The sequence below is a fragment of the Enterobacter sp. DNB-S2 genome, assembly GCF_019443845.1.
Classification (GTDB): domain Bacteria; phylum Pseudomonadota; class Gammaproteobacteria; order Enterobacterales; family Enterobacteriaceae; genus Enterobacter; species Enterobacter asburiae_B.
On sequence record NZ_CP050520.1, the window covers coordinates 980,702 to 999,640 of the forward strand.

At 57.8% G+C, this 18,939-nt stretch carries 18 protein-coding genes; 15 read left to right on the top strand and 3 right to left on the bottom strand.

Annotated features, from left to right (window positions below; genetic code table 11):
• Positions 1-85 precede the first annotated feature (85 nt).
• The 3 genes from rpoH (at position 86) to livJ (ending at position 3,643) form a co-directional block, all read left to right on the top strand.
• Positions 86-943 (top strand): RNA polymerase sigma factor RpoH, encoded by an 858-nt coding sequence (rpoH, locus tag HB664_RS04665; protein WP_023310018.1) that lies wholly within the window; start codon positions 86-88, stop codon positions 941-943.
• 136 nt (positions 944-1,079) lie between these two features.
• Positions 1,080-2,345 carry a 4-aminobutyrate--2-oxoglutarate transaminase gene (locus HB664_RS04670; RefSeq protein WP_087823777.1) on the top strand — a complete coding sequence of 422 codons (1,266 nt, stop codon included), beginning with the start codon at positions 1,080-1,082 and terminating at the stop codon, positions 2,343-2,345.
• A 197-nt stretch (positions 2,346-2,542) separates the two neighbouring features.
• Entirely contained in the window at positions 2,543-3,643 is a 1,101-nt protein-coding gene (gene livJ, locus HB664_RS04675; protein ID WP_072163886.1) for a branched chain amino acid ABC transporter substrate-binding protein LivJ, read from the top strand.
• A gap of 177 nt (positions 3,644-3,820) precedes the next feature.
• Here livJ and panM read toward each other — a convergent pair whose 3' ends face one another.
• The gene (panM, locus tag HB664_RS04680; protein ID WP_023334145.1) at positions 3,821-4,204 is read right to left on the bottom strand and encodes an aspartate 1-decarboxylase autocleavage activator PanM; all 384 of its coding nucleotides are present in this window, start codon (positions 4,202-4,204) and stop codon (positions 3,821-3,823) included.
• Positions 4,205-4,628: 424 nt separating this feature from the next.
• Between panM and livK the strand changes: the two genes are divergently transcribed.
• The 10 genes from livK to ugpQ all read left to right on the top strand — a co-directional run bounded on the left by livK (position 4,629) and on the right by ugpQ (position 14,801).
• Positions 4,629-5,738, top strand: coding sequence for a high-affinity branched-chain amino acid ABC transporter substrate-binding protein LivK (gene livK / locus HB664_RS04685; RefSeq protein ID WP_219940413.1), 1,110 nt, complete (start codon positions 4,629-4,631; stop codon positions 5,736-5,738).
• Positions 5,739-5,784: 46 nt separating this feature from the next.
• On the top strand, positions 5,785-6,711 hold the full coding sequence (livH, locus tag HB664_RS04690) for a high-affinity branched-chain amino acid ABC transporter permease LivH (protein ID WP_008500099.1): 927 nt from the start codon (positions 5,785-5,787) through the stop codon (positions 6,709-6,711).
• Positions 6,708-7,985 carry a branched chain amino acid ABC transporter permease LivM gene (gene livM / locus HB664_RS04695; protein WP_023310023.1) on the top strand — a complete coding sequence of 426 codons (1,278 nt, stop codon included), beginning with the start codon at positions 6,708-6,710 and terminating at the stop codon, positions 7,983-7,985. The genes livH and livM overlap by 4 nt, the downstream gene beginning before the upstream one ends.
• Positions 7,982-8,749, top strand: a complete 768-nt coding sequence (gene livG, locus HB664_RS04700) for a high-affinity branched-chain amino acid ABC transporter ATP-binding protein LivG (protein ID WP_023310024.1) — start codon at positions 7,982-7,984, stop codon at positions 8,747-8,749. Before livM ends, livG begins: the two co-directional genes overlap by 4 nt.
• Position 8,750: 1 nt before the next feature.
• Positions 8,751-9,464, top strand: coding sequence for a high-affinity branched-chain amino acid ABC transporter ATP-binding protein LivF (livF, locus tag HB664_RS04705; protein WP_008500102.1), 714 nt, complete (start codon positions 8,751-8,753; stop codon positions 9,462-9,464).
• A gap of 350 nt (positions 9,465-9,814) precedes the next feature.
• A complete protein-coding gene (ugpB, locus tag HB664_RS04710; RefSeq protein WP_143346394.1) occupies positions 9,815-11,131 on the top strand; it encodes a sn-glycerol-3-phosphate ABC transporter substrate-binding protein UgpB in 1,317 nt (438 codons plus the stop codon).
• A 125-nt stretch (positions 11,132-11,256) separates the two neighbouring features.
• Complete coding sequence (gene ugpA, locus HB664_RS04715; RefSeq protein ID WP_219940414.1) at positions 11,257-12,144, top strand: sn-glycerol-3-phosphate ABC transporter permease UgpA; 888 nt, start codon at positions 11,257-11,259, stop codon at positions 12,142-12,144.
• A complete protein-coding gene (gene ugpE, locus HB664_RS04720; RefSeq protein WP_219940415.1) occupies positions 12,141-12,986 on the top strand; it encodes a sn-glycerol-3-phosphate ABC transporter permease UgpE in 846 nt (281 codons plus the stop codon). Before ugpA ends, ugpE begins: the two co-directional genes overlap by 4 nt.
• A gap of 1 nt (position 12,987) precedes the next feature.
• Positions 12,988-14,058 carry a sn-glycerol-3-phosphate import ATP-binding protein UgpC gene (locus HB664_RS04725; RefSeq protein WP_033144398.1) on the top strand — a complete coding sequence of 357 codons (1,071 nt, stop codon included), beginning with the start codon at positions 12,988-12,990 and terminating at the stop codon, positions 14,056-14,058.
• Positions 14,055-14,801 (top strand): glycerophosphodiester phosphodiesterase, encoded by a 747-nt coding sequence (ugpQ, locus tag HB664_RS04730; protein WP_045888354.1) that lies wholly within the window; start codon positions 14,055-14,057, stop codon positions 14,799-14,801. Before HB664_RS04725 ends, ugpQ begins: the two co-directional genes overlap by 4 nt.
• Here ugpQ and HB664_RS04735 read toward each other — a convergent pair.
• Positions 14,785-15,162: a DUF2756 family protein gene (locus HB664_RS04735; protein WP_045888353.1), complete on the bottom strand. Its 378-nt coding sequence runs from the start codon at positions 15,160-15,162 to the stop codon at positions 14,785-14,787. The two genes, ugpQ and HB664_RS04735, sit on opposite strands and share 17 nt — an antisense overlap.
• 123 nt (positions 15,163-15,285) lie before the next feature.
• Between HB664_RS04735 and ggt the strand changes: the two genes are divergently transcribed.
• Positions 15,286-17,031, top strand: coding sequence for a gamma-glutamyltransferase (gene ggt / locus HB664_RS04740; protein ID WP_196355181.1), 1,746 nt, complete (start codon positions 15,286-15,288; stop codon positions 17,029-17,031).
• A gap of 88 nt (positions 17,032-17,119) precedes the next feature.
• Here the strand turns inward: ggt and yhhY are convergent, their stop codons facing one another.
• Positions 17,120-17,608 carry an N-acetyltransferase gene (yhhY, locus tag HB664_RS04745; RefSeq protein WP_033144400.1) on the bottom strand — a complete coding sequence of 163 codons (489 nt, stop codon included), beginning with the start codon at positions 17,606-17,608 and terminating at the stop codon, positions 17,120-17,122.
• 256 nt (positions 17,609-17,864) lie between these two features.
• Here yhhY and HB664_RS04750 point away from each other — a divergent pair, with 256 nt between their 5' ends.
• Positions 17,865-18,902, top strand: a complete 1,038-nt coding sequence (locus HB664_RS04750) for an oxidoreductase (RefSeq protein WP_219940416.1) — start codon at positions 17,865-17,867, stop codon at positions 18,900-18,902.
• The last annotated feature ends 37 nt before the right edge of the window (positions 18,903-18,939 follow it).

The following is an 18,939-nucleotide window of genomic DNA, read 5'->3' on the forward strand; positions in this document are numbered from 1 at the left end:
ATGCTAATCTCGTTGCTCAAACGCTTTGGCATGGTTGTTGCCTGACGGGGACGACCAGGACCAGAAGAAACATTGAGAGGAATGAATGACCAAAGAAATGCAAACTTTAGCTTTAGCCCCTGTTGGTAACCTGGAATCTTATATCCGGGCTGCGAACACCTGGCCGATGTTAACGGCCGAGGAAGAAAAGGAGCTTGCTGAAAAGCTGCATTACCAGGGCGATCTGGAAGCAGCGAAAAAGCTGATCCTGTCTCACCTGCGCTTTGTTGTTCACATTGCTCGTAACTATGCGGGCTATGGCCTGCCGCAGGCGGACTTGATTCAGGAAGGCAACATCGGCCTGATGAAGGCTGTGCGTCGCTTTAACCCGGAAGTGGGTGTGCGACTCGTCTCCTTCGCTGTGCACTGGATCAAAGCAGAAATTCATGAATACGTGCTGCGCAACTGGCGTATCGTGAAAGTCGCCACGACAAAAGCGCAACGCAAACTGTTCTTCAACCTGCGTAAAGCCAAGCAGCGTCTGGGCTGGTTCAACCAGGATGAAGTGGAAATGGTGGCGCGCGAGCTGGGCGTAACCAGCAAAGACGTGCGTGAGATGGAATCCCGTATGGCCGCGCAGGACATGACCTTTGATATGTCCTCCGACGACGACGCATCTGACAGCCAGCCGATGGCGCCGGTTCTGTATCTGCAGGATAAAACCTCTAACTTTGCTGACGGCATCGAAGAGGATAACTGGGAAGATCAGGCCGCGAACAAGCTGACCCATGCGATGGAAGGCCTCGACGAACGTAGCCAGGATATTATCCGCGCCCGCTGGCTGGACGAAGACAACAAGTCCACGCTGCAGGAGCTGGCCGACCGCTACGGCGTTTCTGCGGAACGTGTCCGTCAGCTTGAAAAGAACGCCATGAAAAAACTTCGCGCCGCTATCGAAGCTTAATTTTCGCGAAGTACACCGAGAACCCCTGGATGAAAGTCTGGGGGGTTTGTTTTTTTAGCGCCCGCTCTGGCGAATTCCCTCCCCCTGGCAAACACTTACTGATGCGCTAAGCAGGCGACTTTCTCAGGGGGACAGGGTGAAAAATAACGAACTGAACGACCGGCGTTTACAGGCGACGCCGCGCGGCATCGGCGTGATGTGTAACTTCTATGCCGATAAAGCTGAAAACGCCACGGTATGGGACGTGGAAGGCAACGAGTACATCGACTTCGCTGCCGGGATCGCGGTGCTGAATACCGGCCATCGCCATCCAAAAGTCATTTCCGCGATTGAAAAACAGCTCCACGCGTTTACCCATACTGCGTACCAGATTGTGCCGTACGAAGGCTATGTGGCGCTTGCCGAGCGCATCAACCAGCGCGTGCCCGTTGACGGTCCGGCCAAAACCGCGTTCTTCTCCACGGGGGCAGAGGCGGTCGAAAACGCGGTCAAAATTGCCCGGGCGTACACTAAACGTCCCGGCCTAATCACCTTCGGCGGCGCGTTCCACGGCCGCACCTTTATGACCATGGCGCTGACCGGAAAAGTTGCGCCGTACAAGCTCGGCTTTGGCCCGTTCCCCGGTTCGGTGTATCACGCGCAGTATCCGAATGAACTGCACGGCGTCAGCACGGCGGAAGCGTTGAAAAGCCTGGAACGCATCTTTAAAGCGGATATCGCACCCGACCAGGTCGCGGCCATTATTCTCGAACCGGTTCAGGGAGAGGGCGGTTTCAACATTGCGCCAGCTGATTTTATGCAGGCGCTGCGCGCCCTGTGCGACACCCACGGTATTTTGCTGATTGCCGACGAGGTGCAAAGCGGCTTCGCCCGTACCGGCAAGCTGTTCTCGATGGAACACCACTGCGTGAAGCCCGATATGATCACCATGGCGAAAAGCCTGGCGGGCGGGATGCCGCTCTCAGCGGTTTCTGGCCGTGCGGAGGTCATGGACGCCCCTGCACCGGGCGGGCTGGGCGGTACCTACGCCGGGAACCCGCTGGCGATTGCGGCGGCGCATGCCGTGCTCGACGTGATTGATGAAGAGGATCTCTGCACGCGCTCGGCGCATCTTGGCCATCACCTGGTGGAAGTGCTGAACAAGGCGAAAGAACACTGCCCGTATATCGCTGATATTCGCGCGCAGGGATCGATGGTGGCGGTGGAGTTTAACGACCCGCAAACGGGCCAGCCTTCGCCGGAATTTACCCGCCAGGTGCAGGAGCGCGCGTTGCAGGAAGGGCTGCTTCTTCTGAGCTGCGGCGTCTACGGCAACGTCATTCGTTTCCTGTATCCGCTGACTATCCCTGAAGCGCAGTTCCGTAAAGCGCTGGACATTATCTCCGCGTCGCTGACACGTTAAAGCCATATGCCCGGCGAAAATCCCTGCCGGGCTTATCATATATTCATTTCAAATTAGCTATTCCAAAATCATAAAAATCGGGTATGTTTTAGCAGAGTATGCTGAAAAAGCGCGAACAGCACACCTATAACTGACATAAAGCGCTGCACAACAACATCACAACAATCGTAATAACCATAATAATGGGGAATCTCAGGATGAACATGAAGGGTAAAGCGTTACTGGCAGGATGTATCGCGTTGGCATTCAGCACCATGGCACAGGCAGACATCAAGGTGGCTGTGGTTGGCGCAATGTCCGGTCCGGTAGCACAGTACGGCGACCAGGAATTTACCGGCGCTGAACAGGCGGTTGCAGACATTAATGCTAAGGGCGGTATCAAGGGCGAAAAACTGCAGATCGTAAAATATGATGATGCCTGTGACCCGAAACAAGCGGTCGCGGTCGCGAACAAAGTGGTGAACGACGGGATCAAATACGTTATCGGTCACCTGTGCTCTTCCTCGACTCAGCCTGCGTCTGACATCTACGAAGACGAAGGTATTCTGATGATCACCCCGGCAGCGACCGCACCGGAGCTGACCGCGCGCGGCTACAAGCTGACCCTGCGCACCACCGGTCTGGACTCTGACCAGGGCCCAACCGCGGCGAAATACATCGTTGAAAAAGTGAAGCCGAAGCGCATTGCCATCGTTCATGACAAGCAGCAGTACGGTGAAGGTCTGGCGCGTTCAGTGCAGGATAACCTCAAGAAAGCGAATGCCGACGTGGTGTTCTTCGACGGGATCACCGCCGGTGAGAAAGACTTCTCCACCCTGGTGGCGCGCCTGAAGAAAGAGAATATTGATTTCGTTTACTACGGTGGCTACCACCCGGAAATGGGCCAGATCCTGCGCCAGGCGCGCGCTGCGGGCCTGAAAACCCAGTTTATGGGCCCGGAAGGCGTGGCGAACGTTTCCCTGTCTAACATTGCGGGTGAATCAGCCGAAGGCCTGCTGGTGACCAAACCGAAGAACTACGATCAGGTCCCTGCGAACAAACCTATCGTAGATGCCATCAAGGCGAAGAAACAGGATCCAAGCGGCGCGTTCGTCTGGACCACCTACGCGGCGCTGCAGTCTCTGCAGGCGGGCCTGAACCAGTCAGCCGATCCGGCTGAGATTGCCACCTGGCTGAAAGCGAATACCGTCGAGACCGTCATGGGACCACTCTCCTGGGACGCGAAGGGCGACCTGAAGGGCTTCGAGTTCGGCGTGTTTGACTGGCATGCTAACGGTACGGCGACAGACGCCAAATAATTTTCCCGTCGCCTTTCGCGCCGCAGGTGCGTTGGCTGCGTTATTCAACCCCGGTCACTTACTTATGTAAGCTCCCGGGGATTTCATAACTTGCCGCCTTCCTGCAACACGAAATGCTTGGGAAAATACAGTGGAGAATGTAGGCCGGGTAAGGCGCAGCCGCCACCCGGCTTTCTTTTAGCGCTTCTCCCACCCGCTCTCCTGCGCCGTAAACCCTAACGCCTGCATAAACGCCGCCATCACGCCGCGGTCTTCCACGCCCACATCAGCCATCCACCATGAGGTCACGCTCGGGTTTTCGCGGATCACTTCTTCAATTAAATACTGTCCCACACCGCGACGACGGGTGACGTCACGCACGCGCAGCGAGTCCAGCGCTCCCTCTGTACCGCTCAGGGTTACGCGAACCGCTGCCAGCAGGCGTTCGTTAAAACGCGCGGCATAAATGCGGTGGGTCTCATCAACGCGCAGCGACGAAGGGGAATATTCCGGCCAGATCTTGCCCAGGTCGATATGATCCTGGTCGCTAAAGGTCACCAGACGCACGATAGTCAGTTTCATTAGCCACTTGTCCAAATCAGATTGAGTAGGGGCAGTGTACTCAATTTATTCACTCAGCGGCTTCCTCTTTTTATTCTCATTAACCAGGTGATTAGTTTTTTGGCAACGCGTTGGGCAGTTTGAAAACACATGGATCGAAAAATAAGCAGAATTTTAACCTGAACGGTAGTGATTTATTCGGCGCTTTGTACCGTTATTTTATGCTGCAAACTGCACTTTTATTTGTTTATCTCTGCCTGATTTCAGAATATTATCTTTGCTTAATCGCCTGAAAAATAGAGATTTTAGTCTGGTTTTTGACAAAAAACTGCGCTAAACCATTAAAGGCACTGGTAAAAATAGCGTTGTTCATTAAAAGTACAGAATGCTTTTTAACCATAATAAAACAAAATATAAACACGACATCACGAATGGGGATTCAGAGATGAAAAGGAACGCGAAGACGTTAATCGCGGGGATGGTCGCACTGTCGATCTCGCATGCCGCTATGGCAGACGACATTAAAGTTGCGGTAGTGGGCGCGATGTCCGGCCCTGTTGCCCAGTGGGGTGACATGGAGTTCAACGGCGCGCGCCAGGCCATCAAAGACATCAACGCCAAGGGCGGTATCAAAGGCGACAAGCTGGTGGGCGTGGAATATGACGACGCCTGCGATCCTAAACAGGCCGTCGCGGTCGCCAACAAAATCGTCAACGACGGTATTCAGTATGTGATCGGCCACCTGTGTTCATCCTCCACGCAGCCGGCGTCTGATATCTACGAAGACGAAGGCATTCTGATGATCACCCCAGGCGCAACGAACCCGGAACTGACCCAGCGCGGCTACCAGCACATCATGCGTACCGCCGGTCTGGACTCCTCGCAGGGCCCTACCGCCGCCAAATACATCCTCGAGAGCGTTAAGCCACAGCGCATTGCCATTATTCATGACAAACAGCAGTACGGCGAAGGCCTGGCGCGCTCCGTGCAGGACGGCCTGAAAAAAGGCGGCTCGAACATCGTCTTCTTCGACGGCATTACCGCCGGTGAGAAAGACTTCTCCGCGCTGATTGCCCGTCTGCAAAAAGAGAATATCGACTTCGTTTACTACGGCGGCTATTACCCGGAGATGGGCCAGATGCTGCGTCAGGCGCGCGCCACCGGTCTGAAAACCCAGTTTATGGGGCCAGAGGGCGTGGGCAATGCCTCCCTGTCAAACATCGCGGGGGATTCTGCCGAAGGCATGCTGGTGACGATGCCAAAACGCTATGACCAGGATCCGGCCAACAAGGCTATCGTGGATGCGCTCAAGGCGCAGAAGAAAGATCCGAGTGGTCCGTACGTCTGGATCACCTACGCGGCCGTACAGTCTCTGGCCACCGCGCTGGATCGCTCCGGCAGCAAAGAACCGCTGGATCTGGTGAAAGATTTAAAAGCACACGGGGCGAACACCGTGATTGGGCCGCTGAACTGGGATGGGAAAGGCGATCTGAAGGGATTTGAGTTTGGTGTCTTTAAGTGGCACGCCGACGGTTCATCCTCGGCCGCCAAATAATTATCCCACCGCCCGGCATGACGGGCGGGTATAAAAAGGTTTGCATATGTCCGAGCAGTTTCTCTATTTCCTGCAGCAGATGTTTAACGGCGTTACGCTGGGAAGCACCTACGCGCTGATCGCCATCGGCTATACGATGGTTTACGGCATTATCGGCATGATCAACTTCGCCCACGGCGAGGTATACATGATCGGTAGCTACGTCTCCTTTATGATTATCGCCGCCCTGATGATGATGGGCATCGACAGCAGCTGGCTGCTGGTCGCCGCCGGGTTTGTCGGCGCGATCGTGATTGCCAGCGCCTACGGCTGGAGCATTGAGCGCGTGGCCTACCGGCCGGTGCGCAGCTCCAAGCGTTTGATTGCGCTGATTTCCGCGATCGGGATGTCGATCTTCCTGCAAAACTACGTCAGCCTGACCGAAGGCTCGCGCGACGTGGCGCTGCCAAGCCTGTTTAACGGCCAGTGGATTGTGGGGGCCAGCGAAAACTTCGCGGCCTCTATCACCACCATGCAGCTGGTTATCTGGGTCGTGACCTTTATTGCGATGCTTGCCCTGACGCTGTTCATCCGCTACTCGCGTATGGGACGCGCCTGCCGCGCCTGCGCGGAAGACCTGAAGATGGCGAGCCTGCTCGGCATCAACACCGACCGCGTGATTGCCCTGACCTTCGTGATTGGCGCCGCGATGGCGGCGGTGGCGGGCGTCCTGCTCGGCCAGTTCTACGGCGTGATCAACCCGTACATCGGCTTTATGGCCGGGATGAAAGCCTTCACCGCGGCGGTTCTGGGCGGTATCGGCAGTATTCCGGGCGCGATGATCGGCGGCCTGATTCTGGGCGTGGCCGAAGCGCTCTCCTCGGCGTACCTGAGCACGGAGTATAAAGACGTGGTGTCGTTTGCCCTGCTGATTCTGGTTCTGCTGGTGATGCCTACCGGTATTCTGGGCCGTCCGGAGGTAGAGAAAGTATGAAACCGATGCATTTTGCAATGGCGCTGCTCTCTGCCGCCATGTTCTTCGTGCTGGCCAGCGTCTTTATGGGCGTCCAGCTTGAGCTGAATGGCACCAAACTGGTTGTCGATACCGCAGCTGACATCCGCTGGCAGTGGGTATTTATCGGTACGGCCGTGGTGTTCCTGTTCCAGCTGCTGCGTCCGCTGTTCCAGAAGACGCTGAAAAACGTCTCCGGTCCGAAATTCGTCCTGCCGGCAATCGACGGTTCTACTGTTAAGCAGAAGCTGTTCCTCGTGGCGCTGCTGGTGGCCGCCGTGGCGTGGCCGTTCGTGGTGTCGCGTGGCACCGTGGATATCGCCACCCTGACCATGATCTACGTGATTCTCGGCCTCGGTCTGAACGTGGTCGTGGGGCTCTCGGGCCTGCTGGTGCTGGGCTACGGCGGCTTCTACGCCATCGGCGCCTATACCTTCGCGCTGCTGAACCACTATTACGGTCTCGGCTTCTGGACCTGCCTGCCGCTGGCAGGGCTGGTCTCTGCCGCTGCAGGCTTCCTGCTTGGCTTCCCGGTACTGCGCCTGCGCGGCGACTACCTGGCGATTGTGACCTTAGGCTTCGGCGAAATCGTCCGTATCCTGCTGCTCAATAACACCGAAGTGACCGGCGGCCCGAACGGCATCAGCCAGATCCCGAAACCGACCTTCTTCGGGCTGGAGTTCAGCCGTACCGCCCGCGAAGGCGGCTGGGATACCTTCAGCAACTTCTTCGGCGTGAAGTATGACCCGTCCGACCGCGTGATCTGGCTCTATCTGGTGGCGCTGCTGCTGGTGGTGATTACCCTGTTCGTGATCAACCGCCTGTTGCGCATGCCGCTGGGCCGCGCGTGGGAAGCGCTGCGTGAAGATGAGATCGCCTGCCGCTCTCTGGGCCTGAACCCGACCCGCATCAAGCTGACCGCGTTCACCATCAGCGCCGCGTTTGCCGGTTTCGCCGGAACGCTGTTTGCCGCGCGTCAGGGCTTCGTTAGCCCGGAATCGTTCACCTTCGCCGAATCCGCCTTTGTGCTGGCGATTGTGGTGCTCGGCGGGATGGGCTCGCAGTTCGCCGTTATCCTCGCGGCCATCCTGCTGGTGGTCTCGCGCGAGCTGATGCGCGACTTTAACGAATACAGCATGCTGATGCTGGGTGGTTTGATGGTGCTGATGATGATCTGGCGTCCGCAGGGTCTGCTGCCGATGACCCGTCCACAGCTGAAGCTGAAGAACGGGCAAGCGAAAGGAGAGCAGGCATGAGTCAGCCATTATTATCCGTTAACGGCCTGATGATGCGTTTTGGCGGCCTGCTGGCGGTCAACAACGTGAATCTGGATTTGCACAAGAAAGAGATTGTCTCCCTGATTGGTCCGAACGGCGCAGGGAAAACCACGGTCTTTAACTGTCTGACCGGTTTCTACAAGCCAACGGGCGGCACCATCATGCTGCGCGATCAGCACCTGGAAGGGTTGCCGGGCCAGCAGATCGCCCGCATGGGCGTGGTGCGTACCTTCCAGCACGTTCGTCTGTTCCGCGAGATGACGGTGATTGAGAACCTGCTGGTGGCGCAGCATCAGCAGCTGAAAACCGGGCTGTTCTCCGGCCTGCTTAAAACCCCGGCCTTCCGCCGCGCGCAGGATGAAGCGCTTGACCGCGCCGCCACCTGGCTCGACCGAATTGGCCTGCTGCAGCACGCCAACCGTCAGGCGAGCAACCTGGCCTACGGTGACCAGCGTCGCCTGGAGATCGTGCGCTGCATGGTGACGCAGCCGGAAATCCTGATGCTCGACGAACCGGCGGCAGGGCTCAACCCGAAAGAGACCAAAGAGCTGGACGAGCTGATTGCCGAGCTGCGCGACAGTCACGACACCACCATCCTGCTGATTGAGCACGACATGAAGCTGGTGATGGGCATTTCGGACCGTATCTACGTGGTAAACCAGGGCACGCCGCTGGCAAACGGCACGCCGGAAGAGATCCGCAACAACCCGGACGTGATCCGCGCATACCTTGGTGAGGCATAAGATGGAAAAAGCGATGTTAACGTTCGACAAGGTCAACGCGCACTACGGCAAGATCCAGGCGCTGCACGACGTCAGCCTGCATATCAATCAGGGTGAAATCGTGACCCTGATTGGCGCCAACGGCGCGGGCAAAACCACGCTGCTCGGCACCCTGTGCGGCGACCCGCGCGCCACCAGCGGGCGGATTGTGTTCGATGGTAAAGACATTACCGACTGGCAGACCGCCAGAATCATGCGCGAGGCGGTGGCGATTGTTCCGGAAGGGCGCCGCGTCTTCTCCCGCATGACGGTGGAAGAGAACCTGGCGATGGGCGGTTTCTTCGCTCACCGCGATGAATACCAGACCCGCATCAAGTGGGTATATGAACTCTTCCCGCGCCTGTGGGAGCGCCGCATCCAGCGTGCGGGCACCATGTCCGGCGGTGAACAGCAGATGCTGGCGATTGGCCGCGCGCTGATGAGCCAGCCGCGCCTGCTGCTGCTGGACGAACCGTCGCTTGGTCTGGCGCCGATCATCATTCAGCAGATCTTCGACACCATCGAGCAGCTGCGCAAAGAGGGGATGACCATCTTCCTCGTCGAGCAGAACGCCAACCAGGCGCTGAAGCTCGCCGATCGTGGCTACGTGCTGGAGAACGGCCGCGTGGTGCTGGAGGATACCGGCGACGCGCTGCTGGCGAACGAAGCGGTGCGGAGCGCGTATCTGGGCGGATAGGTAAAAGCAAAAAGGCAACGCAAGTTGCCTTTTTTAATGTTTTCTCCCTCTCCCCGTGGGAGAGGGGCGGGGTGAGGGCACCAGACCGCACGAGGTAAAAGCAAAAAGGCAACGCAAGTTGCCTTTTTTAGTGTTTTCTCCCTCTCCCCGTGGGAGAGGGGCGGGGTGAGGGCACCAGACAGCACCTAAACCACCCCCCAGCCCCTTTCACACAACCATCATCCCCCTGACGCCTGGCTGTCACTTATCTGTAAACAAACAGTTATTTTTCTGTAATTCGAGCATGTCATGTTACCTCGCGAGCATAAAACGCGTGATATCGCGCATCCGGCACAATAAGAGAGATGACAATGACATCGTTACGACACACAGCTTTGGGTCTGGCACTGGGTCTGGCTTTTGCGACGAACGCAATGGCTGTCACCACCATTCCGTTCTGGCATTCCATGGAAGGGGAGTTGGGTAAAGAAGTTGACTCCCTGGCGCAGCGTTTCAACGACACCCATCCGGATTACAAAATTGTGCCGGTGTACAAAGGCAACTACGAGCAGAGCCTGAGCGCGGGCATCGCCGCCTTCCGTACCGGTAACGCACCGGCCCTGTTGCAGGTTTATGAAGTGGGTACCGCCACCATGATGGCCTCCAAAGCCATCAAGCCGGTCTATGAAGTGTTCAAAGAAGCGGGCATCAACTTCGATGAGTCGCAGTTCGTGCAGACCGTAGCGGGTTACTACACCGATTCCAAAACCGGCCACCTGCTGTCTCAGCCGTTTAACAGCTCCACGCCGGTGCTGTACTACAACAAAGACGCCTTCAAAAAAGCCGGTTTAGACCCGGAGCAGCCGCCAAAAACCTGGCAGGACCTGGCGGAGTACACCGCGAAGCTGAAAGCGGCGGGGATGAAGTGCGGCTACGCCAGCGGCTGGCAGGGCTGGATCCAGATTGAAAACTTCAGCGCCTGGCACGGCCTGCCGGTGGCGACCAAAAACAACGGCTTCGACGGCACCGACGCGGTACTGGAGTTCAACAAGCCGGAGCAGGTGAAGCACATCGCGCTGCTTGCCGATCTGAACAAGAAGGGCGACTTCAGCTACTTCGGACGTAAAGACGAATCCACCGAGAAGTTCTACAACGGCGACTGTGCCATTACCACCGCCTCTTCCGGTTCGCTGGCGGATATCCGCCACTACGCCAAATTCAACTACGGCGTGGGCATGATGCCGTACGACGCTGACGTGAAGGGCGCGCCGCAGAACGCCATCATCGGCGGGGCGAGCCTGTGGGTGATGCAGGGTAAAGACAAGGGCACCTACAAAGGCGTAGCCGAATTCCTCGACTTCCTGGCGAAGCCTGAAAACGCCGCAGAATGGCACCAGAAGACCGGGTACCTGCCGATCACCAAAGCCGCGTACGACCTGACCCGCGAGCAGGGCTTCTACAGCAAGAACCCGGGCGCGGACATCGCGACGCGTCAGATGCTGAACAAGCCGCCGTTGCCGTTCACCAAAGGCCTGCGTCTGGGCAACATGCCGCAGATCCGCACCATCGTGGATGAAGAGCTGGAAAGCGTGTGGACCGGTAAGAAAACGCCACAGCAGGCGCTGGACTCTGCGGTAGAGCGCGGGAATCAGCTGCTGCGCCGCTTTGAGCAGTCGACCAAATCGTAATTCAAACCTGCCCCTCACCCTAACCCTCTCCCCATAGGGGAGAGGGGACTGCGCGGAGCCGTCTTTTCTCCCTCGCCCCTTTGGGGAGAGGGCCGGGTTGAGGGGAATACCTACAGAGCAAACCTATGTCATCATCCCGTCCGGTGTTCCGTTCCCGCTGGCTGCCCTATCTTCTGGTCGCGCCGCAGCTGGTCATCACCGTTATCTTCTTTATCTGGCCTGCGGGCGAAGCGCTGTGGTACTCGGTACAAAGCGTCGACCCGTTCGGGCTTTCCAGCCAGTTTGTTGGCCTGGACAACTTTACCGCGCTCTTCCACGACAGCTACTACCTGGACTCCTTCTGGACGACGATGAAGTTCAGCGCGCTGGTGACCGTCAGCGGTCTGGTTGCCTCGCTGTTTTTCGCCGCGCTGGTGGACTACGTGGTGCGCGGCAGCCGTATTTATCAAACCCTGATGCTGCTGCCTTACGCCGTGGCTCCCGCCGTCGCCGCCGTACTGTGGATCTTCCTGTTTAACCCCGGTCGCGGGTTGATTACCCACTTCCTGGCCGAGTTCGGCTGCGACTGGAACCACGCCCAGAACAGCGGTCAGGCCATGTTCCTGGTGGTGTTCGCCTCGGTGTGGAAGCAGATCAGCTACAACTTCCTGTTCTTCTTTGCCGCGCTGCAGTCCATTCCGCGCTCGCTGGTGGAAGCCGCGGCGATTGACGGCGCAGGGCCCATTCGTCGTTTCTTCAGGCTGTCGCTGCCGCTGATCGCCCCGGTGAGTTTCTTCCTGCTGGTGGTTAACCTCGTGTACGCCTTCTTCGACACCTTCCCGGTGATCGACGCGGCGACCGCAGGCGGCCCGGTGCAGGCGACCACGACGCTTATCTATAAGATCTATCGCGAAGGCTTCGCCGGTCTGGATCTCTCCGCCTCTGCCGCGCAGTCGGTCGTGCTGATGTTCCTCGTCATCATCCTCACGGTGGTGCAGTTCCGCTATGTCGAAAGTAAGGTGCGCTACCAATGATTGAGAACCGTCGCGGGCTGACGATTTTCAGCCATACCATGCTGATTTTAGGGATCATCGTCATCCTCTTCCCGCTGTACGTGGCGTTTGTCGCCGCCACGCTGGACACCAAAGCGGTGTTCGACACGCCGATGACGCTGATCCCCGGCGGGTATCTGTTCGAGAACATGAAGACCATCTGGACTCAGGGCGTGGGCGCCAACAGCGCGCCGTTCTGGCTGATGATGCTCAACAGCTTCATCATGGCGTTTGGCATTACGGTCGGCAAAATTACGGTGTCGATGCTTTCGGCCTTCGCCATCGTCTGGTTCCGCTTTCCGCTGCGTAACCTCTTCTTCTGGATGATTTTTATCACCCTGATGCTGCCGGTGGAGGTGCGTATCTTCCCGACGGTAGAAGTGATCGCCAACCTGAAGCTGCTCGACAGCTACGCGGGCTTAACCCTGCCGCTGATGGCCTCGGCGACCGCCACCTTCCTGTTCCGCCAGTTCTTTATGACCCTGCCGGACGAGCTGATTGAAGCGGCGCGCATCGACGGCGCGTCGCCGATGCGCTTCTTCCGCGACATCGTGCTGCCGCTGTCGAAAACCAACCTCGCAGCGCTGTTTGTGATCACCTTTATCTACGGCTGGAACCAGTACCTGTGGCCGCTGCTGATTATTCAGGACGTTAACCTCGGTACCGCCGTGGCGGGCATCAAAGGCATGATCGCCACCGGCGAAGGCACCACCCTCTGGAACCAGGTGATGGCGGCGATGCTGCTCACCCTTATCCCACCCGTAGTCATTGTTTTAGCCATGCAGCGCGCGTTTGTCCGCGGCCTGGTCGATAGCGAGAAATAAGATGGCAGGTTTAAAACTTCAGGCAGTAACCAAAAGCTGGGATGGCAAAACCCAGGTGATTCAGCCGCTGACGCTCGACGTGGCGGACGGAGAATTCATCGTGATGGTCGGCCCGTCCGGCTGCGGCAAATCCACCCTGCTGCGCATGGTGGCGGGGCTGGAGCGCGTGACCTCCGGGGATATCTGGATTGACCGTCAGCGCGTCACCGAGATGGAGCCGAAAGACAGAGGCATCGCAATGGTGTTCCAGAACTACGCCCTCTATCCGCACATGAGCGTGGAAGAGAACATGGCCTGGGGGCTGAAAATCCGCGGCATGGGCAAAGGCCATATCGACGAGCGCGTGAAAGAAGCGGCGCGCATTCTCGAGCTGGACGGACTGCTGAAGCGCCGCCCGCGCGAGCTTTCCGGCGGCCAGCGCCAGCGCGTGGCGATGGGGCGCGCCATCGTGCGCGATCCGGCGGTATTCCTGTTCGACGAGCCGCTGTCTAACCTCGACGCCAAGCTGCGCGTGCAGATGCGTCTTGAGCTGCAGCAGCTGCACCGTCGCCTGAACACCACCTCCCTGTATGTGACCCACGATCAGGTCGAAGCCATGACCCTCGCCCAGCGCGTGATGGTGATGAACAAAGGCATCGCCGAACAGATTGGCACTCCGGTGGAAGTGTACGAGAAACCGGCCACCCGCTTTGTGGCGAGCTTTATCGGCAGCCCGGCAATGAACCTGCTTGAAGGGCGTATCAGCAGCGCGGGCACGCATTTTGAGCTGGAAAGCGGGATGGCGTTGCCGATCAACTGGTACTATCGTGGCTACGCCGGGCGTAAGATGACGCTCGGTATCCGCCCCGAGCATATCGTTTTAACCTCTCAGGCGGACGGCGGCGTGCCGCTGGTGATGGACACGCTGGAGATGTTGGGTGCAGATAACCTGGCGCACGGGCGCTGGGGCGAACAAAAAATGGTGGTGCGCCTGCCGCATCAGGAGCGCCCGAAAGCAGGCAGCACGCTGTGGCTGCACCTGCCGGAAAACCATCTGCACCTGTTTGACGGTGAAACAGGACAACGAGTATGAGCAACTGGCCTTATCCCCACGTCGTCGCCCACCGTGGCGGCGGTAAGCTGGCGCCGGAGAACACCCTGGCGGCGATTGACGTTGGCGCGCGCTACGGTCACACAATGATCGAGTTCGACGCCAAGCTGTCGAAAGACGGCGAAATTTTCCTGCTGCATGACGATAACCTCGAACGCACCAGCAACGGCTGGGGCGTGGCGGGCGAGCTGCCGTGGCGCGATCTGCTGAAGGTGGACGCCGGAAGCTGGTACAGCGGCGAATTCAAAGGCGAACCGCTGCCGCTGCTGGCGGAAGTGGCCGATCGCTGTCGCCAGCACGGCATGATGGCCAATATCGAAATCAAACCGACCACCGGCACCGGGCCGCTGACGGGCAAAGTCATTGCCCTGGCCGCGCGCGAGCTGTGGGAAGGGATGACCGCACCGCTGCTGTCATCATTTGAAATCGATGCGCTGGAGGCCGCACAGGCGGCCGTACCGGAACTGCCGCGCGGGCTGCTGCTTGACGAGTGGCGCGAGGACTGGCGCGAGCTGACGACACGCTTAGCGTGCGTTTCTATCCATCTCAACCACAGGCTGCTGGATGAGGCGCGGGTGAAGATGCTGAAGGACGCAGGCCTGCATATTCTGGTCTACACGGTTAACAAACCCCAGCGCGCAGCCGAACTGCTGCGCTGGGGCGTGGACAGCATCTGTACCGATGCAATCGACCTGATCGGCCCGGACTTTAGTTCTGCGGATTAAGCATACTGCCATTCGACTGCGGCGGCAGCATGTGCTGCTGTCCGCTGCCTGACGACGTCATTCCTCCTAACATCCCGCCGTTTTTATTAGGCAGCGGCTGCTCGCGCACCTGCCCCTGCTGCACGCGCTGGGTGTTGGCGTTCATCTGATTTTGCAGGCTTTGCTGCTGCATCTGGGTCTGCGTTTTAAGCTGCTGATTAAGCATTCCTTTCTGCTGCTGTTGCTGGCTCATCATCTCCGTCTGCATACGCTGCTGGCTCGGGATAACGTAACCCTGCTGGTTCGGGTTGTTCAGGGTGTTGAGTGGCTGTGCGAGCGCGGCAAACGGGATCAGCGCCGTAAGGATCCATAAGCGTTTCATTGTCATTTCCTCCTTTTGAGGTCTCTCTTAAGTTTACCCCGATTTCACCATGACGATGATTTTTTAGGAGTTGTGAACCAGGCTTAAGCGGGGAATATGGATCCCTTCACCTGGAGAACAATAATGATGAAACCAACGTTTTTGCGCTGGGTCGCCATCGCCGCGCTGATGGCAGGCGGTACATTTAGCGTGGCGGCCAACCCGCCAGCGGCGCCTCCGGTCTCTTACGGCGTGGAGGAAGATGTTTTTCATCCCGTGCGGGCAACCCATGGCATGGTGGCGTCAGTGGATGCGCTGGCAACAAAAGTGGGCGTCGATATTCTCAAACAGGGCGGTAACGCGGTGGATGCAGCGGTCGCCGTCGGCTATGCGCTGGCGGTGACGCATCCGCAGGCGGGGAACCTGGGCGGCGGCGGCTTTATGATGCTGCGCACTAAAGACGGCAAAACCACCGCCATCGATTTCCGCGAAATGGCGCCTTCTCAGGCGTCCCGCGATATGTTCCTCGACGATCAGGGTAACCCTGACAGCAAAAAATCCCTGACTTCGCACCTCGCCACCGGCACGCCGGGCACCGTTGCGGGCTTCTCGCTGGCGCTGGAAAAATACGGCACGATGCCGCTGAACAAGGTGGTGCAGCCTGCCATCAAGCTGGCGCGCGACGGCTTTGTGGTAAACGATGCGCTGGCGGACGACCTCAAGACCTACGGCAGCGAAGTGATTCCGAATCACGAAAACAGCAAGGCCATCTTCTGGAAAGACGGTGAGCCGCTGAAGAAGGGCGATAGGCTGGTGCAGAAGAACCTCGCCAAAAGCCTGGAGCTGATTGCGGAGCACGGTCCGGACGCCTTCTACAAAGGGGCAATTGCCGACCAGATTGCGGAAGAGATGCAGAAGAACGGCGGGCTCATCACCAAAGCGGATCTGGCGGAATACAAGGCGGTGGAGCGCGAGCCGATTAGCGGTACCTATCGCGGATACGAGGTCTTCTCCATGCCGCCGCCGTCTTCCGGTGGGATCCACATCGTGCAGATCCTCAATATTCTCGAAAACTTCGATATGCATAAGTTCGGCTTCGGCAGCGCGGACGCCATGCAGGTGATGGCGGAAGCGGAAAAACGCGCCTACGCCGACCGGTCGGAATATCTCGGCGATCCGGACTTCGTGAAGGTGCCGTGGCAGGCGCTGACCAACAAGGCGTATGCTAAATCCATTGCCGATCAGATCGACATCAACAAGGCTAAACCGTCGAGCGAGATCCGCCCCGGCAAGCTGGCGCCGTATGAAAGCAACCAGACCACCCACTTCTCGGTGGTGGATAAAGACGGTAACGCGGTGGCGGTGACGTACACGCTCAACACCACCTTCGGCACCGGGATTGTGGCGGGCAACAGCGGCATTCTGCTGAACAACGAGATGGATGACTTCTCTGCCAAACCGGGCGTGCCGAACGTCTACGGGCTGGTGGGCGGCGATGCGAATGCGGTAGGGCCGAAGAAACGTCCGCTGTCGTCCATGTCGCCCACCATTGTCGTGAAAGACGGGAAAACCTGGCTGGTGACCGGCAGCCCTGGCGGCAGCCGTATTATCACCACCGTGCTGCAGATGGTGGTGAACAGCATCGACTTTGGGATGAACGTCGCCGAAGCGACCAACGCTCCGCGTTTCCATCACCAGTGGCTGCCGGACGAGCTGCGCGTGGAGAAGGGCTTTAGCCCTGACACCATCAAGCTGCTGGAACAGCGCGGGCAGAAGGTGGCGGTGAAGGAGGCGATGGGCAGCACCCAGAGCATTATGGTCGGGCCGGACGGGGCGCTGTTTGGCGCGTCGGATCCGCGGTCGGTGGATGATTTGTCGGCGGGGTATTGATGGTTTGCCGGGTGGCGGCTTCGCCTTACCCGGCCTACGTTTTTCATTCCCTCTCCCTGTGGGAGAGGGTTAGGGTGAGGGCAACAAACTACTTCATTCGCGCCATATAATACGCGTCCACATACTCGCCGTTGCGCAGGGCATAGCGTTTGCCGGTGCCTTCAATTTCGAACCCGTGTTTTTTGTACACCGCAATCGCCGGTTCGTTATCGACAAATACCGTCAGCTCAATGCGGTCAACGCGAAGCCAGTTATCGCACATATCAATCATAGTGCGCATCAGAGCGCTGGCAACGCCCCGGTTTTGCCACTGCGCGCCGACACAAATCCCAAAATCAGCCACATGGCTGCGGCGCGGGCGTTGCGCGACGACGATGCACAGATGGCCGGCGACATGACCTTCTATGCAGGCGACGAGCTGCTTGATGCCGGGCTGGTCGGATAGCCGTTCTTGCCACATTTGCTCAGAGGGATGAGGAACCTGTAGTGTGTTGTGGTACACCTCCGGCTGGGCGTGGATCTGACGAATGGCGTCATAATCTTTCGGTTCCGCATGGCGTATCACTATCTCACTCATTCCTTGTTCCTCAGTCAGTTAAACGTCCCTTTCAACATCAATGACTTTAAAATTTGAGTCAACCGCTATTTTTTGCAAAAAGTATTGGACAAGTGCGAATGAGAATGATTATTATTGCTCTGCATTCAGGAAGACCGCTACGGGAACCTGAAAGCACGACATTGCTCACATTGCTTCCAGTATTACTTTAGCCAGCTTTTAGCTGGCTTTTTTTTTGTTATGGTTAGACTCAGTAACCTTCCAAAAGGACTGAGCCATGACACTACATTGCGCATTTATTGGATTTGGTAAAAGTACGACCCGCTACCACCTGCCGTATGTTCTCAACCGTAAAGACAGCTGGCACGTCGCGCACATCTTCCGCCGCCGCGCGAAGCCGGAAGAGCAATCCCCGCAGTATTCTCATATCCATTTCACCAGCGATCTTGATGAAGTACTTAACGATCCGCAGGTCAAACTGGTTGTTGTCTGCACCCACGCCGACAGCCATTTTGACTATGCGAAACGCGCGCTGGAAGCGGGTAAAAACGTGCTGGTGGAAAAGCCGTTCACCCCGACCATCGCCGAAGCAAAAGCGCTGTTCGCGCTGGCGAAAAGTAAAGGCCTGACCGTTACGCCGTATCAAAACCGTCGCTTTGACAGCTGCTTCCTGACGGCGAAAAAGGCGATTGAAAGCGGCAAGCTGGGCGACATTGTGGAAATCGAAAGCCACTTCGATTACTACCGTCCGGTGGCGGAAACCCAACCCGGCCTGCCGCAGGACGGCTCGTTCTATGGTCTGGGCGTGCATACGATGGACCAGATCATCTCTCTGTTTGGCCGACCGGACCACGTGGCGTATGACATCCGCAGCCTGCGTAACAAAGCCAACCCGGACGACACCTTTGAAGCGCAGCTGTTCTACGGCGACCTGAAGGCCATCGTCAAAACCAGCCATCTGGTGAAAATCGACTATCCGAAATTTATCGTTCACGGCACCAAAGGATCGTTCGTTAAGTACGGCATCGACCAGCAGGAGACCAGCCTGAAGGCCAACATCATGCCGGGTGAAGCGGGCTTTGCGGCGGATAATTCCGTGGGCGTGCTGGAGTATGTGAACGATGAGGGGGTGACGGTGAGAGAAGAGCTGAAGCCGGAAATTGGCGACTATGGCCGCGTCTACGATGCGCTGTATGAAACTCTCACAACTAGCGCGCCGAATTACGTCAAGGAATCTGACGTTCTGACCAACCTGGAAATCCTCGAGCGGGCCTTTGAGCAGGCTTCTCCTGCCACGGTAACCCTCGCGAAATAAGCAAAAACGGCTCCTCTGAGCTTGTTCATAATTTTTG